At 65.3% G+C, this 17,182-nt stretch carries 14 protein-coding genes; 4 read left to right on the forward strand and 10 right to left on the reverse strand.

Annotation, left to right across the window (positions count from 1 at the left end):
- Positions 1 to 26: 26 nt before the first annotated feature.
- On the forward strand, positions 27 to 629 hold the full coding sequence (locus tag AC59GX_RS12925) for a TMEM175 family protein (RefSeq protein WP_426281510.1): 603 nt from the start codon (positions 27 to 29) through the stop codon (positions 627 to 629).
- Between the two features lie 33 nt (positions 630 to 662).
- On the opposite strand, the gene AC59GX_RS12930 is transcribed toward AC59GX_RS12925, so the two are convergent.
- From AC59GX_RS12930 to AC59GX_RS12975, 10 genes are all read right to left on the reverse strand, one after another.
- The gene (locus AC59GX_RS12930) at positions 663 to 2,246 is read right to left on the reverse strand and encodes a phospholipase D-like domain-containing protein (RefSeq protein WP_426281508.1); all 1,584 of its coding nucleotides are present in this window, start codon (positions 2,244 to 2,246) and stop codon (positions 663 to 665) included.
- A gap of 124 nt (positions 2,247 to 2,370) precedes the next feature.
- Positions 2,371 to 2,514 carry a hypothetical protein gene (locus AC59GX_RS12935; RefSeq protein WP_156348916.1) on the reverse strand — a complete coding sequence of 48 codons (144 nt, stop codon included), beginning with the start codon at positions 2,512 to 2,514 and terminating at the stop codon, positions 2,371 to 2,373.
- A gap of 171 nt (positions 2,515 to 2,685) precedes the next feature.
- The gene (locus tag AC59GX_RS12940; protein ID WP_426281507.1) at positions 2,686 to 3,579 is read right to left on the reverse strand and encodes a hypothetical protein; all 894 of its coding nucleotides are present in this window, start codon (positions 3,577 to 3,579) and stop codon (positions 2,686 to 2,688) included.
- Positions 3,580 to 3,617: 38 nt separating this feature from the next.
- The gene (locus tag AC59GX_RS12945; protein ID WP_497301836.1) at positions 3,618 to 3,851 is read right to left on the reverse strand and encodes a hypothetical protein; all 234 of its coding nucleotides are present in this window, start codon (positions 3,849 to 3,851) and stop codon (positions 3,618 to 3,620) included.
- A complete protein-coding gene (locus AC59GX_RS12950) occupies positions 3,848 to 5,380 on the reverse strand; it encodes a PAS domain S-box protein (protein WP_426281504.1) in 1,533 nt (510 codons plus the stop codon). Before AC59GX_RS12950 ends, AC59GX_RS12945 begins: the two co-directional genes overlap by 4 nt.
- A 4-nt stretch (positions 5,381 to 5,384) precedes the next feature.
- The gene (locus AC59GX_RS12955; protein WP_056064930.1) at positions 5,385 to 5,750 is read right to left on the reverse strand and encodes a CsbD family protein; all 366 of its coding nucleotides are present in this window, start codon (positions 5,748 to 5,750) and stop codon (positions 5,385 to 5,387) included.
- Positions 5,751 to 5,791: 41 nt separating this feature from the next.
- Complete coding sequence (locus AC59GX_RS12960; protein ID WP_497301838.1) at positions 5,792 to 6,148, reverse strand: hypothetical protein; 357 nt, start codon at positions 6,146 to 6,148, stop codon at positions 5,792 to 5,794.
- 95 nt (positions 6,149 to 6,243) lie between these two features.
- Entirely contained in the window at positions 6,244 to 6,417 is a 174-nt protein-coding gene (locus AC59GX_RS12965; RefSeq protein WP_426281501.1) for a hypothetical protein, read from the reverse strand.
- Between the two features lie 186 nt (positions 6,418 to 6,603).
- Positions 6,604 to 8,529, reverse strand: a complete 1,926-nt coding sequence (locus AC59GX_RS12970) for a CocE/NonD family hydrolase (RefSeq protein WP_426281500.1) — start codon at positions 8,527 to 8,529, stop codon at positions 6,604 to 6,606.
- A 73-nt stretch (positions 8,530 to 8,602) separates the two neighbouring features.
- A complete protein-coding gene (locus AC59GX_RS12975) occupies positions 8,603 to 10,948 on the reverse strand; it encodes a GH92 family glycosyl hydrolase (RefSeq protein ID WP_426281499.1) in 2,346 nt (781 codons plus the stop codon).
- Between the two features lie 362 nt (positions 10,949 to 11,310).
- Between AC59GX_RS12975 and AC59GX_RS12980 the strand changes: the two genes are divergently transcribed.
- The 3 genes from AC59GX_RS12980 (at position 11,311) to AC59GX_RS12990 (ending at position 17,131) form a co-directional block, all read left to right on the forward strand.
- Entirely contained in the window at positions 11,311 to 12,510 is a 1,200-nt protein-coding gene (locus AC59GX_RS12980; RefSeq protein ID WP_426281497.1) for an ROK family transcriptional regulator, read from the forward strand.
- A gap of 371 nt (positions 12,511 to 12,881) precedes the next feature.
- Positions 12,882 to 15,953, forward strand: a complete 3,072-nt coding sequence (locus AC59GX_RS12985) for a TonB-dependent receptor (RefSeq protein ID WP_426281495.1) — start codon at positions 12,882 to 12,884, stop codon at positions 15,951 to 15,953.
- On the forward strand, positions 15,953 to 17,131 hold the full coding sequence (locus AC59GX_RS12990; RefSeq protein ID WP_426281494.1) for a glycoside hydrolase family 43 protein: 1,179 nt from the start codon (positions 15,953 to 15,955) through the stop codon (positions 17,129 to 17,131). The genes AC59GX_RS12985 and AC59GX_RS12990 overlap by 1 nt, the downstream gene beginning before the upstream one ends.
- Positions 17,132 to 17,182 lie beyond the last annotated feature (51 nt).

The following is a 17,182-nucleotide window of genomic DNA, read 5'->3' on the forward strand; positions in this document are numbered from 1 at the left end:
ACGGTGAGAGCTGGCGGGGGGCGACTATGAGCGGACGACGACTGGGGCCGGGGAGAGTCGAGGCCTTCACCGACGGCGTGGTCGCGATCATCATCACGATTATGGTGCTTGAGTTGAAGGTGCCGGAAACGGGCGACCTGCACGCGTTGATCGGGAGTGCGCCGGTGCTGCTGGCGTATGTGTTGAGCTTCGTGAACGTCGGGCTGTTCTGGAACAATCACCACCACATGTTTTCCGCGGTCGAGCGCGTCGACGGGCGCGTGATGTGGGCGAACCTGTTCCTGCTGTTCTGGCTGAGCCTGGTGCCGTTCGTGATCCGCTGGCTCGACGAGAGTACGTTCGCGGCGGGGGCGACGGCAGCTTATGGCATCGTCTTGGGGCTGGCGGCGATCGGCTATTCGCTGACCGAACGCGCGATCATCGCCTGCAACGGCAAGGAGTCCGCAGTCGCGCGCGCGATCGGTTCGGACTGGAAGGGGTGGGGCAGCATCGCGCTGTATTTCACCGGCGTGCCGCTCGCGTTCGTCAGCCGCTGGTTCGCGATCGCGTTGTACGTGGCGGTGGTTGCGCTGTGGCTGATCCCCGACCGCCGGATCGTGCGCGCGTTTGGGGATGAGCTTCGAGGCTGAGTCCTCCTCCCTCGAGGGGGGAGGATTTGCGCGTCATTTCTTGGTGCGGAGTCCCCACAGCATCGTGCCGACCAGCGCAATGCCGGCCGCGGTGCCGCCGACCGCGACCGCGGCCATGATCGGCGAGATGCTGCCGTCGGCGCGGTGGAGGTGCGGACGCAGGTTCTTGAGCAGCGGCTTGCGGCCCGACAGCCCCTCGAACATTTCGCCGGGACTCTCGGGATCGAGGATCTTGTTGTCGGCCAGCCACTCGCGCACGGAGTCGAGTTCGGGGACCTCGTAGGGGCGGAGCGAGCGGCCGTCGCCGCGCAGCCGTTCGATCGTCTCGATCAGCGAGCCGGTTTCGGCGATCGACGTCTTGATCGTCGCGACGTCGGTGTCGAGATGTTCGGCGAGCAGGCCGTTGCGGATGCTGGCGATCGTGTCGCGCTCACCGGCGTTGCGATCGCGCGCGGCGTCAATGACGACGTCGCATTCGCTGTCGAGCCGCAGCGAACGGTTGTTGAAGTTGGACGAGCCGACGCGGAGCACTTCGTCGTCGACCACCGTCACCTTGGCGTGGACGTAGATCGGCTGCCCACCCGCGGTGAAGGGGTGGTAGAGCCGCAGCCGATTGTGCGGATCCTGTTCGTGCAGCGCCTCGACCAGCCGCGCCCGTGCGGAGTCCATCGCGATCGGTTCGAGCCAGCCCTCCGCCGTGGTCGGGTGGACGATGACGAATTCGGGACCGTCGGGTTCGCGTAACCGCTTGCCGATCGCCTCGGCCACTTTGCGCGACGCGAAATACTGGCTCTCGGCGTAGAAGAAGCGCTTCGTCCGCGCGATCAGGTCGACGTACAGCGCCTCGATGTCGTGGCGGGGCTCCTGCTCGGCCATTTCTGGAATCGTGAGCGCGATGCCGACTTCGACGTCGGTGAAGTCGGCCTTCACATGACCGGGCCAGCAGTCGGCGCCATCGGTCACCGGCTCCAGCGCGCCGCCGCCGGACACTTCCCAGCGGCCACGGCACATGTCGCCGAGCGCGCGCGCGACCGGGCCCTGCAGGATCGTGGTAGCGTCGTGCCACGGACCATAAGGCGAGCCGTCGGGCTCGATCCGGCGCGGTTCGTCGTCGGCGTGCGCGCGCGTGTCCCAGCGGTCGACGGTCATGTCGATCCCGCCGCAGAACGCGACGTCGTCGTCGATCACGACCACTTTCTGGTGATGCGAGCCGGCGGGGGGATGATGGCCGTCGAGCCGCAGGTGGACCTGTGGGTCGCGGATCCACTTGGCGATGCGCAACAGCGTCTGGCCGTGGAACAGCGTCTTGATCGCCCCGGTATCCCAGCGGAGGATGTGGATGTTGAGCCCCGGCGTGCGGCGCGCGAGCCAGGTGACGAATTCGCCGACGCGCTCGGGGCCGCCATCGTCGTCGTCGCCGCCGCTGTCACCGCCACCGAAGCGGATGCGCGCGTCGAAATCCCAGCCGACGAGCAGGATCTGCTTCCTGGCCTTCATCATCACCGCGCGGGCGGCTTTGAAATAATCGTCGGCGTCGACGATGACGGTGGCCTGCTTGGCGGGTTCGATCCGCCAGCAGTTGCGACCGGGCTCGAGCAGTGTTCCGTGAGAATTCATGGTGCTGCCATCGCAGGCTTGGCGCGATCAGCCAACCCACGGAGGCGCGTTTTGCCCCTCGATGGACGAACTGCGGGCAGCATTCATTATAAAATGTTCGTGGCGCGCACGCATCATCGGTATCTTATTCGGACAGCTCGTTTTCGGCTGCGTCGAGCGCCTGCGCCAGCAAGGCCGCCACGAGATGGTCGTCCTGGGCGTCGGCAAGTTGCAACGCGCGGACGATGGCAATGCGAAGCGAACGGCGATCCTGTTGCGACGTGGTCATCTCGGTACCCTTGGATTTCTATCAGGTCCTCGCCGCGGGTCCTTACTCGGTCGGCAGCGACGATGTAACCTGTTTGACGAACGAACGGCCGCGCGATTGCGCGGCCGTTCGCCGAATGGGATGCCGTCCCGTTACGCGGACGGCGCCCGTTACACGAACCGATCGGCCGTATCAGACGGCGTCGGTGTAGATGCGGCGGCGGGCGGCGGTGGTGGCACCGAAGCCTGCTGCGGCAGCGCCGATGAGCAGCGCGATCACGATCATGAACGACGTACCTGCGGCTGCGCCAGCGGCGGTGTCGGTCGCCGACTTGGCGGTCTCGATCGTCTTGTTCTTGGTCTGGACGAACTGTGCCTTGGCGCGCGTCACCTGGGCCTGAGCCTCCGGACGGCTGATCTTGCGCTGAGCCGCGACGATGTCGACGATACGGCTTTCAGCCTGTGCGCCGTCCTGGCCACCCTTTGCGAGTGCGGGCAGCTCCTTGGCGATTTCCTTCTGCGCCTGCTCCGGCGTCATCTGCGCGGGATCCGACGGTGCGTCCGACAGATACTGAGCAGCTTCGGCGCGAACGTCGGTGACGTCGACATTGGCGACGTCGGCAACCTTCGGGGCTGCTGCGCCGATGCCGGTGCCGGCTGCCGATGCGACTGAACCGACGGTGCGGAATGCGCCGCCGATGATGCCGCCGACGGCCGAGGTGAGCAGGTACATGGTGAGGATCAGGGTGACGCCCCAGACGACGAGGCCATGGATCAGGCCGTCGAACCGATCATGTACGCCAGCGCCGCGTGCTGCGGCATAACCGCCCGCGCCGAGAGCGATGATCGTCGTGATGATCCAGTAGATCCCTGCGCCGATGCCGAAGCCGGTCGCGCCGGGGGTCGTGCCCTCGACCGGATCGACCAGGCTGAGGCCGATGCCGGTGCCGAGGATGCCGAGCACCAGCTGGATCGCGATCGCGATCACGACGCCGGCGAAGATTGCGCCCCACGAGATGCGGGTCGGGGTCTTCACGCGACGGAAGTCGTCCGTCGGCAGGACGCCGGGATTTACATGGTTAGCCATAATTCACTCCTGTTATTCACGATATTCGAGGAACGGCGTCAGTCTTTGCCGTGCCTATCGATGGGTGTGTCGATCTGTTTGTCGGTCTTCGCGGTTCCGGCCTTCGAGGCTTCGTCGGCCTTGGCTTGGCGCGCGCCGGCTTCGCTTTCCTGCGAGCCGCGCTGTTCGATCGCGGCGTTGCCGATGATCTTGCCGATCGCCTCCTGGATAGAGCCCTTCGCCTGGCGGGTGCGGGCGTCGTCCTGGTCCGGCTTGTCCGTGTCGCGCGTCATGCGGCGATCTCCTTCGAGGGCGCCTTGAGGTGGAGCGCGTGCGGGATGGAATCGCCATCGAACCCCCGCGCGCGCGCCCAGGCGGCGGCGGCGTTGCGACGATTGACGCCGATCTTCGAATAGATCCGCGCGACATGGTTGCGCACGGTGTTGCTGGAAACGTCGAGCGTGCGCGCGATCGACTTGTCGTCGAGCCCGCGACAGATCAGCGCCAACACCTCGCGCTCGCGCTGCGTCAGTTCGTCGAGCCCGACGCCGACCGGCTCGGCGTTCGGCGTGCGGATCCGCGCAAGCTTTTCCATGATCGACCGGCTGAGCCAGCTCGTGTCCTTCATCACCGCCTCGATCGCGTTGACGAGTTCGCGCTCGGACGCTTTGCGGGTGCTGATGTCGCGCATCGCCCACAGCACGCAGGCTTCGTCGTCGAGCTGGATCGGCTCGGTCGAGACGATGCAGTCGATGATGTCGCCGTCCTTGCCGCGGATACGGACTTCGCGGTCGCGGATCGGGAGGCCGGCGTCGATATCGGCCTCGATCGCATGGCGCAGTGCGGGCGTTTCCCACAGGTCGACGTCGCCGAGCGGGCGACCGATGATCTCCGCCGAGGAATAGCCGGTGAGGCTGGTGAAGGCTTCGTTGACGTCGCACAGCCGGTGACCGTCGCGCGCGCCGATCGCGAGCGCGACGGGTGCGAGCGAGAAGGTCCGCATGAAGCGCTCCTCGCTATGACGCAGCTGCGTTTCGGCTTTCCGGCGCGGTTCGAGGTCGGCGAAGGTGAACAGCATGCAGGGCTGATCGCCCATGTCGATCGGCTGGCCGGCGACGATCACGAGCTTGGTCTCGCCGTCGGGAAGGCTGAGCTCCGCCTCCATCTGCGGGATGGTGCGGCCCTCGGCGAGGCGCTCCTTGCCGAGATCGCGCTTTTCGCCGCGTTCGAGGACGTCGATATCATAGACCGTGCGCGACAGGACGGCATCGCGGTCGTGCCCAGTCATGTCGATGAAGCCCTGGTTGACCTTCACGAAGCGAAGATCGCACAGGCGACAGATGACCGCAGGCGCGGGGTTCGCGTTGAACGATTGTTCGAAGCGATCCTCGGCCTCAAACCGCGCGGACACGTCCTGGATGATCATGACGAGGCATTCGGGCTCGTCGTCGTCGTTGGTCAGGACGAGGCTGCGCACCTGATGCACCCAGCGGGGCTCGTCCTCACCGGCGACCGCGACCTCGACCACGACCTCCGAGAAGGCCTCGCCCGACACGACGCGTTCGATCGGGTAGTCGGCGTCGTTGAGCTTGTGGTTGTTGCGGTAGCGCAGCTGGAAACGCTGGCGGTAATCGTCGACCGTGGCACCGAGATCCTCGACCGAATCGACCCCGTGCATCCCGAGTGCGGCCGTGTTGGCCCACAGGATGTCCTGGTCGGGATCGACGAGGATGACGCCTTCGTCCAGCCCCGCGATGATCTGGCGCAGATGGCGCAGATCGGCGGAGTCACGAAGCGACTTGAGAGGCGGCGCCACGGTCATGCGATCAGTCGCGCTGGCCGTGGACGAGCCAGGCGAGGCCGTAGCCGATTGCGGCGGCGCCGAGCGCCCAGAGGACGGGCGCGTCCTTGGCCGATGCCTGCGCAGTCGAGGCCGCACGACGAGCGGCGTCGGCGGCACGATCGCCGGCTTCGCGCGCCTCGCTGCCGATCTTGTCGGCGAGTTCGGGGGCACCGTCGACGGCATCCTCGATCGCCGACTTGGCGCGGCCGTACAGGTTCTGTGCGCCGCCGGCGACCTGGTCGACGACGCCGTCGACCTGCCAGTCGCGGCTGTTCACGGTGTCGCCAACAGCCTTCTCGACCTTGCCGCCGACATAGCGGGCGCCGCCCTGGAATTCGTCCTTGTTCATGTCAGATCCTTACGTTTGAAATTCGGTGGAGAGGGCGCGGGTTACGGCAGCACGCCGCAGCCCGCGGCGGCCTTGCCGACTTCGAGCGCGATCTTCGGATCGCGAAGCTCGGAGGCGACGCGGATGAGATCGGACGGGGTGAGCACGCCGGGCGTGGTGTCGCCCTGGCGGTACGCCGCGGCGGCCTTGCCCAGACGCTGCAACTGGCCGAGCGAGAGGTTCGCCTGAAGCCGACCGCCGACGCAATCGGAGCGCGATTGATCGAGCCCGTAGCGCTGGAGCCCGGTCGAGATGCGCGTCGCGGGCGCGGCGCAACCGGCAATGGACGCCAGCAGGGCCAGGGCCCCGGTGGCGGACGTCATGCGCTTCATGTGAGCAGCTCCAGTATCTTGCCGCACGCGGGGTATCGCGACGGGACTGGACGCATAAACCTACCGGTAACCTCTTGGTTCCTGGTAGTTTTGTGTAAGAATACTAGCTGTAATGTACCATATCAGGACGTCGTGCGCGCCGCATAGAGCCGCGCGAACCGCAGATGTAGCGACCGCGTGCTCGAATCCTCGGCGACCTCGGCGCGGCCCTCATGCCACTCGGCTCGACGCTGAAAATAGCTCGAATCGTCGTTGTCGTCGGCGGGGAAGTGGCTGTCGTCTTGAACCTTCGTCATCGCATTGCCCTTGGTAACCTGCGCCTTCAGTACGAAATTGCAGGCGGCCGCGCGTGATCGGAAACGACTAGGCGATGCGGTAGTATGATCAGTCTGGCGTCAGGGGGTAATGACGCTGCGGGGACGCCGCCGCGGCCGAGTTGGCCGGGCGACGATGCCATCCTTATGTCGGCTTGGTTCGATCGATTACTTGGCCAGCGCCGCGGACTGGTCGAGCGGGACGACCGGCAACCAGACCGCGCTAGCCGATGCGCCGCCCCGGACGATGGTGACCGTTGCCGGCTTATAGTCCGTTTTCTTCGCGAGGAAGATGTTGGGGACGAAGGTCTGCGGGTTGCGATCGTAAAGCGGGAACAGGCTCGACTGGACCTGGATCATGATCTTGTGGCCCGGCTGGAACACGTGGTTCACGGTCGGCAGGCGGAACTTGTATTCCTGCACCTTGCCCGCTGGGATCGCGGTCGGCTTGGCGAAGCTCTGGCGATAGCGGCCGCGGAAGATGTCGAGGCTGATCGGCAGTTCGTAACCGCCCATCTTGGGATCGGTCGCGTTCTCGGCCGGGTAGACGTCGATCACCTTGACGACGAAATCGCCATCGGTGCCGGTCGTCTTGGCGAAGATGTCGGCGATCGGTGCGCCCGACACGCGCACCGGCGCGGTCAGCGCCTCGGTGGTGTAGGTCATCACGTCGGGACGGCCATCGACGCCGCGCTGGTCGCTGACGAGCCAGTCGCCCCAGCGGCCGTCGCCGAAGTTCACCGGGCGTGGCAAATGCGGCACGGGCTTCGACGGGTCGGAGACGTAGCTGTCACCACCGGCCGCCGCCTTGCCGAAGCCGAGCGCGCCGCCCTCCTGCAGGTAGATCGGCTTGAGCGGCGCGGTGCAGCCCGTCTCGCAGGCGAGTGGCCATGTCGCGAACTTGTCCCAGTGATTCTCGCCGGTGTTGTAGATCGCGGCGGCGGGCAGCGTGACGGCCGGGCCGTCCTTCAGATACTGGTTGAAATAGGGGAGCAGCATGTCCTCGCGGAATTGCTGCGCGGTGTCGCCATTCCACTGGAACGGCCCAAGGCTGCGGCCTTCGCGGTTGATCTGGCTGTGGCGCCACGGACCCATCACGAGGTGGTTGTTGCCGAGCTTGCCCTTGGCTTTCAGCGCTTCCCAAGCGGTGATCGCGCCGTACATGTCCTCCTGGTCCCACAGGCCCTGTTCCCAGATCGTCGGCACGTTCGACGGGTTGGCGGCGAGCAGCTTGTCGAGCGCCTGACCCTGCCAGAAGCCGTCATAGGCGGGGTGCGACACCATCCGCTGCCAATAGGGTAGTTGATCGTAGCCGGACTTCTTCGCCCAGTCGCCGGCCGAGCCGACCTCGCGGAAATTGTCGTAATCGTCATAGCCCCCGGTCGGCGGTGCCTTGCCCGCACCCTTGTAGCCGGTCTGGCTGCCGAGCCATGCGATGTTGGCGAGGCGGAACGCGCCGTAGTGGAACCAGTCGTCGCCCATCCAGCCGTCGATCATCGGGCTCTCGGGCGCGGCGACCTTCAGCGCGGGGTGCGGGTTCAGCAGCGCCATCGCGACCGTGAAGCCCTCGTAGGACGAGCCGATCATGCCGACGCGGCCGTTAGACTCCGGCAGGTTCGCCCTGTTCACAAGCCAGTCGATGGTGTCGTACGCGTCGGTGACGTGGTCGACCTTGGTCGGGTTGAGCGGGCCGATCACGGGGCGCGTCACGACATACTCGCCCTCCGAGCCGTATTTGCCGCGGATGTCCTGGTAGACGCGGATATAGCCCGCCTTGACGAACATCTCGTCGGCGAGCGGCAGCGTGGCGAGGATGCTCGAACTGTCGGAGCGGTTCGCGCGACCCTTCGCGTTGTAGGGCGTGCGGGTGAGGACGATCGGCGCGTTCGCGACGCCCTTGGGATAGACGATGACGGTGTAGAGCTTGGTCCCGTCGCGCATCGGGATCATCACCTCGCGCTTCACGTAATCCTGCGCGGCGGTCGGCGGCACGAACTTGGCGGGGATGTCGCCGCCGACGGGTGCGGTCTTGTCCTGCGCGATTGCAGTGGTGGCGAGGGCGATCGAGGCGAACAGGACGAATTTGACGGACATGGCGACGGACTCCGGAAGCGTTGGGGCGAAGCTAGGCGCAACCGGGGCGCGGGGGCAATCGGTCTGACAGTCTTTAGTGGCGCGGCATGGTCGATGGCGCGGTCGAGGACGAGAACGGGCGGGCCTTCGCGCCCTTGCCCCAGAGCTTGTTGGGTTTCGCGGCCATCACGAAGCGGAGTTCGCCACCCTGGCGAATCTCGTCGTCGCGCAGATAGCTGCGGGCGAGGGGTTTGCCGTTGAGCGTGACCGATTGGATGTACGGGTTGGCGTCCGACAGATTGTCGGTCCGGATCGCGAACTGCTTGCCGCCGGGCAGCGCTAGCGTCGCCTGCGACAGGAACGGGCGGCCGATGACATATTCGTTCGATCCGGGTGCGACCGGGTAGAAGCCGAGCGCGGTGAAGACGAGCCATGCGGACATCTGGCCGAGATCGTCGTTGCCGCTCAGCCCTTCCGGCTTGGCGCCGTACTGGCTCCGCACGATCTGGCCGAGCCGCTCCTGCGTCCGCCACGGTGCGCCGGCGTAACTGTAGAGATAGGCGACGTGGTGGCTCGGTTCGTTGCCGTGGATATACTGGCCGATCAGCCCGGCGATATCCTCCGCATGGCTGTAATCGACCTTCGAATTGTCGAAGTCGAACATCGCGTCGAGCTTCCTGACGGTCTTCGCATCGCCGCCGAGCAGCCGGAACAGTCCCGCCTGATCCTGCGGCACGAACCAGCTATATTGCCACGCATTGCCCTCCGTATAATCGGAGCCGTAATTGATCGCGGTCGGATCGAACGGCGTGCGGAACGTTCCGTTCGCGAGCCTTGCGCGCAGCCAGCCGGACTTCGCGTCGAAGCTGTTGCGCCAGTTGCCCGCGCGCGTCTCGAACCGCTCGGCGATGGCGGTCTTGCCCATCCGCCGCGCCATCCGCGCGATCGTCCAGTCGTCATAGGCGTATTCGACGGTCTTCGACGCGGCCTCCGGCTCCTTGTCGATCGGGACGTAGCCGCGCTGGATATACTCGCTGAGCCCGCCATAGGAGGCGTGGTCGGCGCTCGCGACCATCGCCTGCAACGCCGCGTCCGCGTCGAAGCCACCAATGCCCTTCATATACGCGTCGGCGATGACGGGGACGGCGTGATAGCCGATCATCGTCCACGTCTCGCGTCCGGCGAATTGCCAGACCGGAAGGATGCCGTCGGGGCTGTGCTGTTGGCTGGCGATCAGCGAGCGCACGATGTCGCTATTGGTCTTCTCCGGCTGGATCAGCGTCAGCAGCGGATGTTCGGCGCGGAACGTGTCCCATAGCGAGAAGGTCGAGCGGACGGTGAAGCCGGACGCCTGACGCACTTGGTCGTCAGGGCCGCGGTAGCGTCCGTCGCTATCGCTCCACACGCTGGGGGCGAGCAGGCTGTGATATAGCGCGGTCGCGAAGATGCGGCGCATCGGTGCGGGCGCCTCAAACTTGACCGCGCCGAGTGCGGTATCCCAGTCGTTTCCGGTCTTGGCGCGGACGGCGTCGAAGCCGCCGGGTTCGCTGTCGATGTTGGCGAGCGCCCCGGCTTCGTCGACGCCGGAGATCCCGACCTTTACTTCGAGCGGTGCATCGAGCGGGCCGAAATCCAGCCGCGCTTCCAGTGCCTGGCCGAGTTTCTCCGCGAGCGCATCGCTGCCGCGGCCTGGGCCCTGGAACCCTTTGTACGGGATGTCCTTCTCGCGGTTGACCAGCGCGTGGCCGACCAGCGGCGCCGAGAACCGCATCGCGAAGTAGAGCTTGCGGCCTGGTGCCCAGCCGCGCGTCTCGCGAAAGCCGGTGAGCACGCCGTCGTCGCGCAGGTGCAGCCCCGACCACAGGATCTTGCCGGGGTAATTATAGAGCGAAGACCGGAGATCGACGACGAGGTGCGCGGCCTTACCCTTGGGGAAGCTGTAGCGATGCACGCCGATCCGAGTGCCCGCAGTCATTTCCGCGCGTACGCCGGGCCCGTCGAGCGTAACGGCATAATAGCCAGGCTTAGCGACCTCGCTGGCATGCGAAAAGCGCGAGCGATAGCCGGGCGCGGCGGGCGTGCCGGGGTCCATCGGCACGGTCTCGCCCGATACCGGCATGACGAGAATGTCGCCGAGATCGGAATGTCCCGCGCCCGAGAAATGCGTGTGGCTGAACCCCTCGATCGTCGGGTCGTCGTAGCGATAGCCGGCGGCGTGGCCGTAGCAGGTGCGGATCACGCAGGAGGTATCGGTGTCCGGCGACAACTGGACCATGCCGAAGGGGGCGACCGCGCCGGGGAAGGTGTGGCCTTCGCCGCCGGTGCCGATGAACGGATCCACCGCATCGCTCGGTTTGGCAGCATCCTGCGCGAAGGCGGGGCCGGCGAGGATCGTGGTGAACAGCGCACCCACGAGGCACGATCGCGTGAAGATGGACATCGAGGTCACCCGTTCGGAGGGAAATAGGCGGGGGAGCTTGCCGGGTGCCAGGTGAACCATGTCGCGCACATCCCCTCTATTCGTTCGGTCGCCAGACTGGCTTCATCGCCAGCTCTTGCGCAACCGCAGAAGTGGATTAGAACATCAAATTGGATAATTCAAACGAACAGTTTGGAAGCGAGGGGGATGCAGAAGATGGTCTTCAGACCGGGCCGATATGCCGCGCGTTCACTGAACGCCAATAGTGTGCGCTTGCCAAGCCTTCGCAATCGCGGGATCACTTCGTCGCCGACGCTGAAGTCGCTATGTTGCAGCGCAGTGCGGCTTCGTCTTCTGTTCTCGAGCCTGGATTATCGGTCCGCATGACTCTTCAAACGCCGCCGCGTCTGTCGGGAACCAACCTCGAGCGGGCCGCCGATCACAACCAGCGCGTGACATTGCATGCTATTCGCCTCGGCGGATCGCTGACGCGAATCGACCTTGCGCGGATCACCGGGCTGACCGGGCCGGCGATCGCCAACATCACGCGGCGGCTGTTGCAGGAAGGCATGATCGAGGAGGCGGGGCAGCGCCGCGGTGGACGTGGTCAACCGCCGACCAAACTCGTCGTCCGGGCCGACGCGTGTTACTCGATCGGCGTCAATATCGACCGCGACCATATCACGATCGTGCTGGTCGATTTTCTCGCGCAGATCCTCGCGCGCAAGTCGATCGAGATCAGCTTCGCGCTGCCCGACGACGTCCGCGATCTGTTCCGGCGCTCGGTACGCCAGATGCTGAAAAGCGCGAAGGTCGATCCCGCCAAGCTGGTCGGCATCGGCGTGGCGCGACCCGATGACCTCGCGCTGGTCGCGATGCCGGGCCGTCCGGCCGCCTATGCGGCGTGGGACGGAATCGACATGGCGACGCTGTTCGACAAGCCGCTGTCGCTGCCGGTGTTCGTCGAGAACGATGCCGCCGCCGCCGCGATGGGCGAGATGCAGCTGGGCTTCGGACAGAATTACAGCAGTTTCTTCTACATCCTCGTGTCGTCGGGGCTGGGCGGCGGCTTCGTTGCGGATGGCGCGTATGTTCGCGGCACGCATGGACGCAGCGGCGAGCTGGGGTTCATGGCGGCCGGCGGCGGCAAGCGGGGACGCGAGACCGTGCAGAAACTGGTATCGCTATCCGGGCTCGCCGAGCATCTGGCGAATTCGGGGTTCGAGATCGGGCAGGTGCTGCATCAGGCCGATTGGGCGCCGGACGTCGAGCTTTGCCTGGAGGAATGGGTCGAGCGGGCAGCGCATACGCTCTGCACGCCCCTCGATGCGATCAACTGCCTGATCGATCCGGCGGTAATCCTGATCGGCGGGCGCCTGCCGAGCCGGGTGGTGGAACGGGTGGCGGAGCGCGTCAACGCATTGATCCGGGACGCGACCGATGCGCCTGCGATCGCGCCGGTCCGCCGTGCCGCGCTGTCGGAGGATGCGCCTGCCGTTGGTGCGGCGATCCTACCGTTCAGTCATTTCCTGCTGCCCAAGGCCGCAGCGCTTTGGAAGGATTCTGGCGTGGCAGCCGACTGACACCGGTAATCGGTTTCAGTACCGCTATCTTGGCATGTGAGGCCTCCGTGCGCTTGGCGTTGCCGAGTGCGGGCTGTTGGTCTTCGTTTGCGTACGAATACGCGACGGCAGGCGTGAATCCTCGCGGTGTCTTCCCCCAGACTATCGGCGTATCGAAGGGTATTCACCGAGTTGCGTCCGCAACGGTCCAAAACTAACACAACAATCTATTTGACAATTTGCTTTTACAATTGGCAAATAGACGGGTCGAGACTGCACGCCGACAGGATCCGATTCAACCGGACAGCCCAACCGAAAACGGTGGGCAGGCGCGCTATTCGCAGGGGTAAGTGAGGGGGCGCAGGCATCCTCACGAGGAAGAGGAAAGTCTGATGACCGCAAGCATAGAATCGTGCTCGATCGTGGCGCGTCGCCATCGTCCGTTGTCGTTCATGTTGGCCACGGTCAGTCTTACTGCTGCGTTGGCCGGTGCCGCGCAGGCTCAACAGGCCGCGCCCTCCGCTATGCCTCCCCAGAGCGCGACGCCGTCCGACCAGGCGCAGCCCGCCTCGACTGCTACGGCGGAGTCCGGGCAAGCCGCCGGCACGACACAGCCGGATGGGTCGGCGCAGGACACTGGCGACATCGTCGTTACCGGGTATCGGCGCTCGATCGAGAAGAGCCTCGCTCGGAAGCGCGAGGCGAACGCGTTCGTCGACGTCATCACCGCCGAAGACGTCGGCAAGTTCCCCGACAAGAACGTCGCCGATGCGTTGCAGCGCGTGCCGGGCGTGGTCATCACCCGCGACGGCGGCGAGGGCAGCCGGGTCAGCATCCGCGGCCTCCAGTCCGGCCTGACGCTCACCCTGCTCAACGGCAATTTCCTCGCCGGCGCCGATAGTGGCGAGCCGCAGCGGTCGTTCAACTACGTGCTGTTGCCGTCCACGTTCATCGCCAGCACCGAGGTGTACAAGTCGCCCGAAGCGCGGCTTGAGGAAGGTGGCGTCGGTGGCACGATCATCCTCAACACGCGGCGGCCGTTCGACGTGCCGGCGTGGTCGGGTTTCGTCTCCGCCGAAGGGACGTATTCGGACACGACCGAGAAGTACGAACCGCAGCTTGGCGGGCAGGTGTCGTGGAAGAACAAGGAGGAGACGTTCGGCCTGCTGGTCGGCGGCGTCTGGCAGAAGCGCACCAACCGCGAGTTGCGCAGCTCGTCCGAGAGCTGGCTGTGGTGGAGTGATCGCGACGCGCAGGGCAACGTCCTGAAGCCCGCGACCGACGTCGAGGGCAAGACCTTCGCGAACAACGATGCGATCTCCTATTGGCCCGGCCAGGGCACGACCGCGCGCGATGGCACGCATTATTCGGGCTATTGGGCGCCGCAGTCGGTCAACGCCGAAGTCTTCGACCAGGAACGCGAGCGTTACGGGATCCAGGCGACCGCGCAGTTCAAGCCGTTCGAGGCGGTCACGGTCACCGCGAACTATTTCCGGTTCGGCTATAGCAGCAACTATACATCCAACGTGTTGAAGATCCCCGAATGGGGCTACGACAATTTCTTTACCGGCGCGACGTTCGACAAGAGCGGGACGATCTTCCAGTCGGCCAATTTCGCGGTGCCGGCGGCGGGAACGGGCTGTCTCGCGCGCCCGACCCCGTGCACGATGGAGACGCCGCAGATCGCCGGCACGTACAGTCGCGAGAAACAGGTTTCGAACACGTTCGAGACCGAGGTCAAATATAGCCAGGATCGCTTCGACGCCGTCCTGAAACTGGGCAAGACCAAGTCGAGCGGTGGCCCGTCGGTGCGCTTCAGCGTCGCCGCCAAGCCCCGCCTGACGACGCCGGGCCGGGAGCAGAACGGCAATCTGGTGAGCAACTGGGATATCTCGGACGGCATCGCCAATTTCGAGTTCTCACCCGAGCTGCAGAACAACCTCCGCAACGGGATCGCACAAATCGACGTGGGCTCGACCAACTCGAGCTTCGTCAACAGCGATCTCGGCCAGCGTTATGCGCAGCTCGACTTGACAAGGCGGTTCGACGGCTTCCTGAAGTCCGTGCAGATCGGCGGCAAATGGCGCGACCTCAAGATCGGCCGCGAGACCGGCCGCAACGACTGGTATGCCGATCCGGCGACGTTGCTTCGCTACCAGGATACCGCCGCCGGTGCCGTCGCGCGGCCTGAATTCTTTTACGCGAACCAGATTGGCAACATTAACGGCGGCTTCAACGCGAACGTCGTGCCGGGCATCAATTTTGACGAATATCTGAAGTATCTGAATTCGACCTACGGCCAGGCGGTGCGGGTGTACGAACCCGACTTTGTCTATGCGCTGGGGGAGCGGGTCTTCGCCGGCTATGCGCAGGTAAACTTCGGGACCGGTGGCCTTCGCGGTAACGTCGGCCTCCGCATGGCCAATACGAAACAGTCGGGCAACACGTCCGACCGCCTGCAATATCTCAACGACTATTGCGTCAACGGCCCCGGCGGGGCGGCCGATCCCAACCGTCCGCTCGGCCCCGATGGCAATTGCCAGGTGCTGCCACTCAGCGTGCGCGAGACGATCGTCAACACGCGTGCCGACCAGTCGAAGACGTACACGGACTGGCTGCCGAGCTTCAACGTGTCGTACGAAGTCACGCCTGATCTCCTCGTTCGCGGCGCCGTCGCGAAGGTGATCGCGCGGCCATCGTTCGAGAATCTGGGGTCGCAGCGGTCGCTCACGTTCCGCTCGGATGCGTATGCGTTCGATCGTGGCCAGTTCGGCGAGTTCGCCGGCTGGTCGGGCAGCGGCGGAAACTCTGACCTGAATCCATTCTCGGCGTGGCAATACGACCTTGGCATCGAATGGTATTTCCACCGCGGTTCGGTGCTCGGCGCGACCTTCTTCCGCAAGGATGTGTCGGACTTCGTGGTGCCGTTGGTGCTCAACGTCACGCGCGACGTCAACGGAACGCAGCAGTTGATCCAGCCTTACTCGACGGTCGCGAACGGATCGAATGCGCGGTCGCAGGGTGTCGAGTTGTACGCGCAGCACACGCTGTCGTTCGGTCTCGGCGCGCAGGTCAACTTCACCTATAACGACACGTCGGTGGCGGACGTGACGCTCGACGGGCAGAAGATCGGTTCGTCCGCGCTCGTCGGCAGCGCCAAGACGCAGGTCAACGCCTCGGTTTTCTATGAGCACGGCAAGGTGCTGATGCGCGCCTCGTACAACCGGCGCGGCGAAGTCGTCGGCGGGTTGCAGTCGGGCCTGAACGAATACACCGATCCGTATGCGCAGGTCGATCTCAACGCGGCCTATGCGCTGACCGACCGGCTCAACCTCACCGCCTCGGTGATCAACCTCACCAAGGCGGAGGAAAGCCGCCATCTCGGCAACGATACGAAGGACCGCTTCACCTATCGGAATTACTTCGGGCGGCGGGCCTATGTGGGCGTTTCGTTCAACTTCTGATGACCTGGTTTGATCGGCTTGTCTCTCGGGTGGCGCCTTCGCGGCGCTACCCTCCCTTTTCTCGCGGCGTCGGGTCACCGCATGTTGGCGAAACGCGCGGTCGGCGCGGGGTTCGGATCGCGCTGACCGCGTCCGCGCTGATGATGTGCGGGCTGGCGAGTGCGTCGAACCCGATCGTTCCCGGCTGGTATGCCGACCCCGAGATCCGCGTGTTCGGCGGGCGCTACTGGATCTATCCGACCTATTCGGATCATTACGGCAAGCCCGACGTCACCAGCCGCTTCTCGGCCGCGCAGACGCTCGCGCGGCAACGCAAGACGGTGCGTCAGTCCTACGGGATGCAGACCTTCTTCAATGCGTTCTCGTCACCCGACCTGGTGCACTGGACCAAGCACGACCACGTGTTTGACGTGCGGAACGCAGCGTGGGCGGCCTATGCGATCTGGGCGCCATCGGTGATCCAGGCGAACGGTCGCTATTACATGTTCTTCAGCGCGAACGACATCCAGAGCGATGCGGAGCTTGGCGGGATCGGCCTCGCGGTCAGCGACCGGCCCGGTGGTCCGTTCAAGGACGCGATCGGCAAGCCGCTGGTCGGCGCGTTCCACAACGGCGCGCAACCGATCGACCCGTTCGCGTTTCGCGATCACGATGGCCAGGTCTATCTGTTCTACGGCGGCTGGAAGCATTGCAACGTCGTCCGGCTCAGCTCCGACCTGACGCGCATCCTGCCGTTCGCCGATGGCTCGACCTACAAGGAAGTGACGCCACCCGGCTATGTCGAGGGCTCGTTCATGATCGAGCGCAAGGGCGTCTATTACCTGATGTGGTCGGAGGGCGGCTGGACCGGCCCGGACTATAGCGTCGCCTATGCGACCGGGCCGGGACCGACCGGTCCGTTCACGCCGCGCGGCAAGATCCTGTCGCAGGACCTGCGCATCGCGCGCGGCGCGGGGCATCACTCGGTGGTCAACGTGCCGGGTACCGACGACTGGTACATCGCGTATCACCGCCGCCCGCTCGAGACCGATCGCGGCGAACACCGCCAGATCGCGATCGACAGGATGGTCTTTGCCACCGATGGTCGGATCGAGCCGGTGGTGATGACCAATACGGGCGTGAAGCCGCGACCGATCGGCGTGCAGAAGCCGACACGAAATTCAGGGAGAGCGATGTGAGAAACAGGGCGATCGCCAATTTGCGCGGCACGGTAGCGGCGGTCGCGTCGC

The organism is Sphingomonas sp. 320_CC (genome assembly GCF_059691795.1).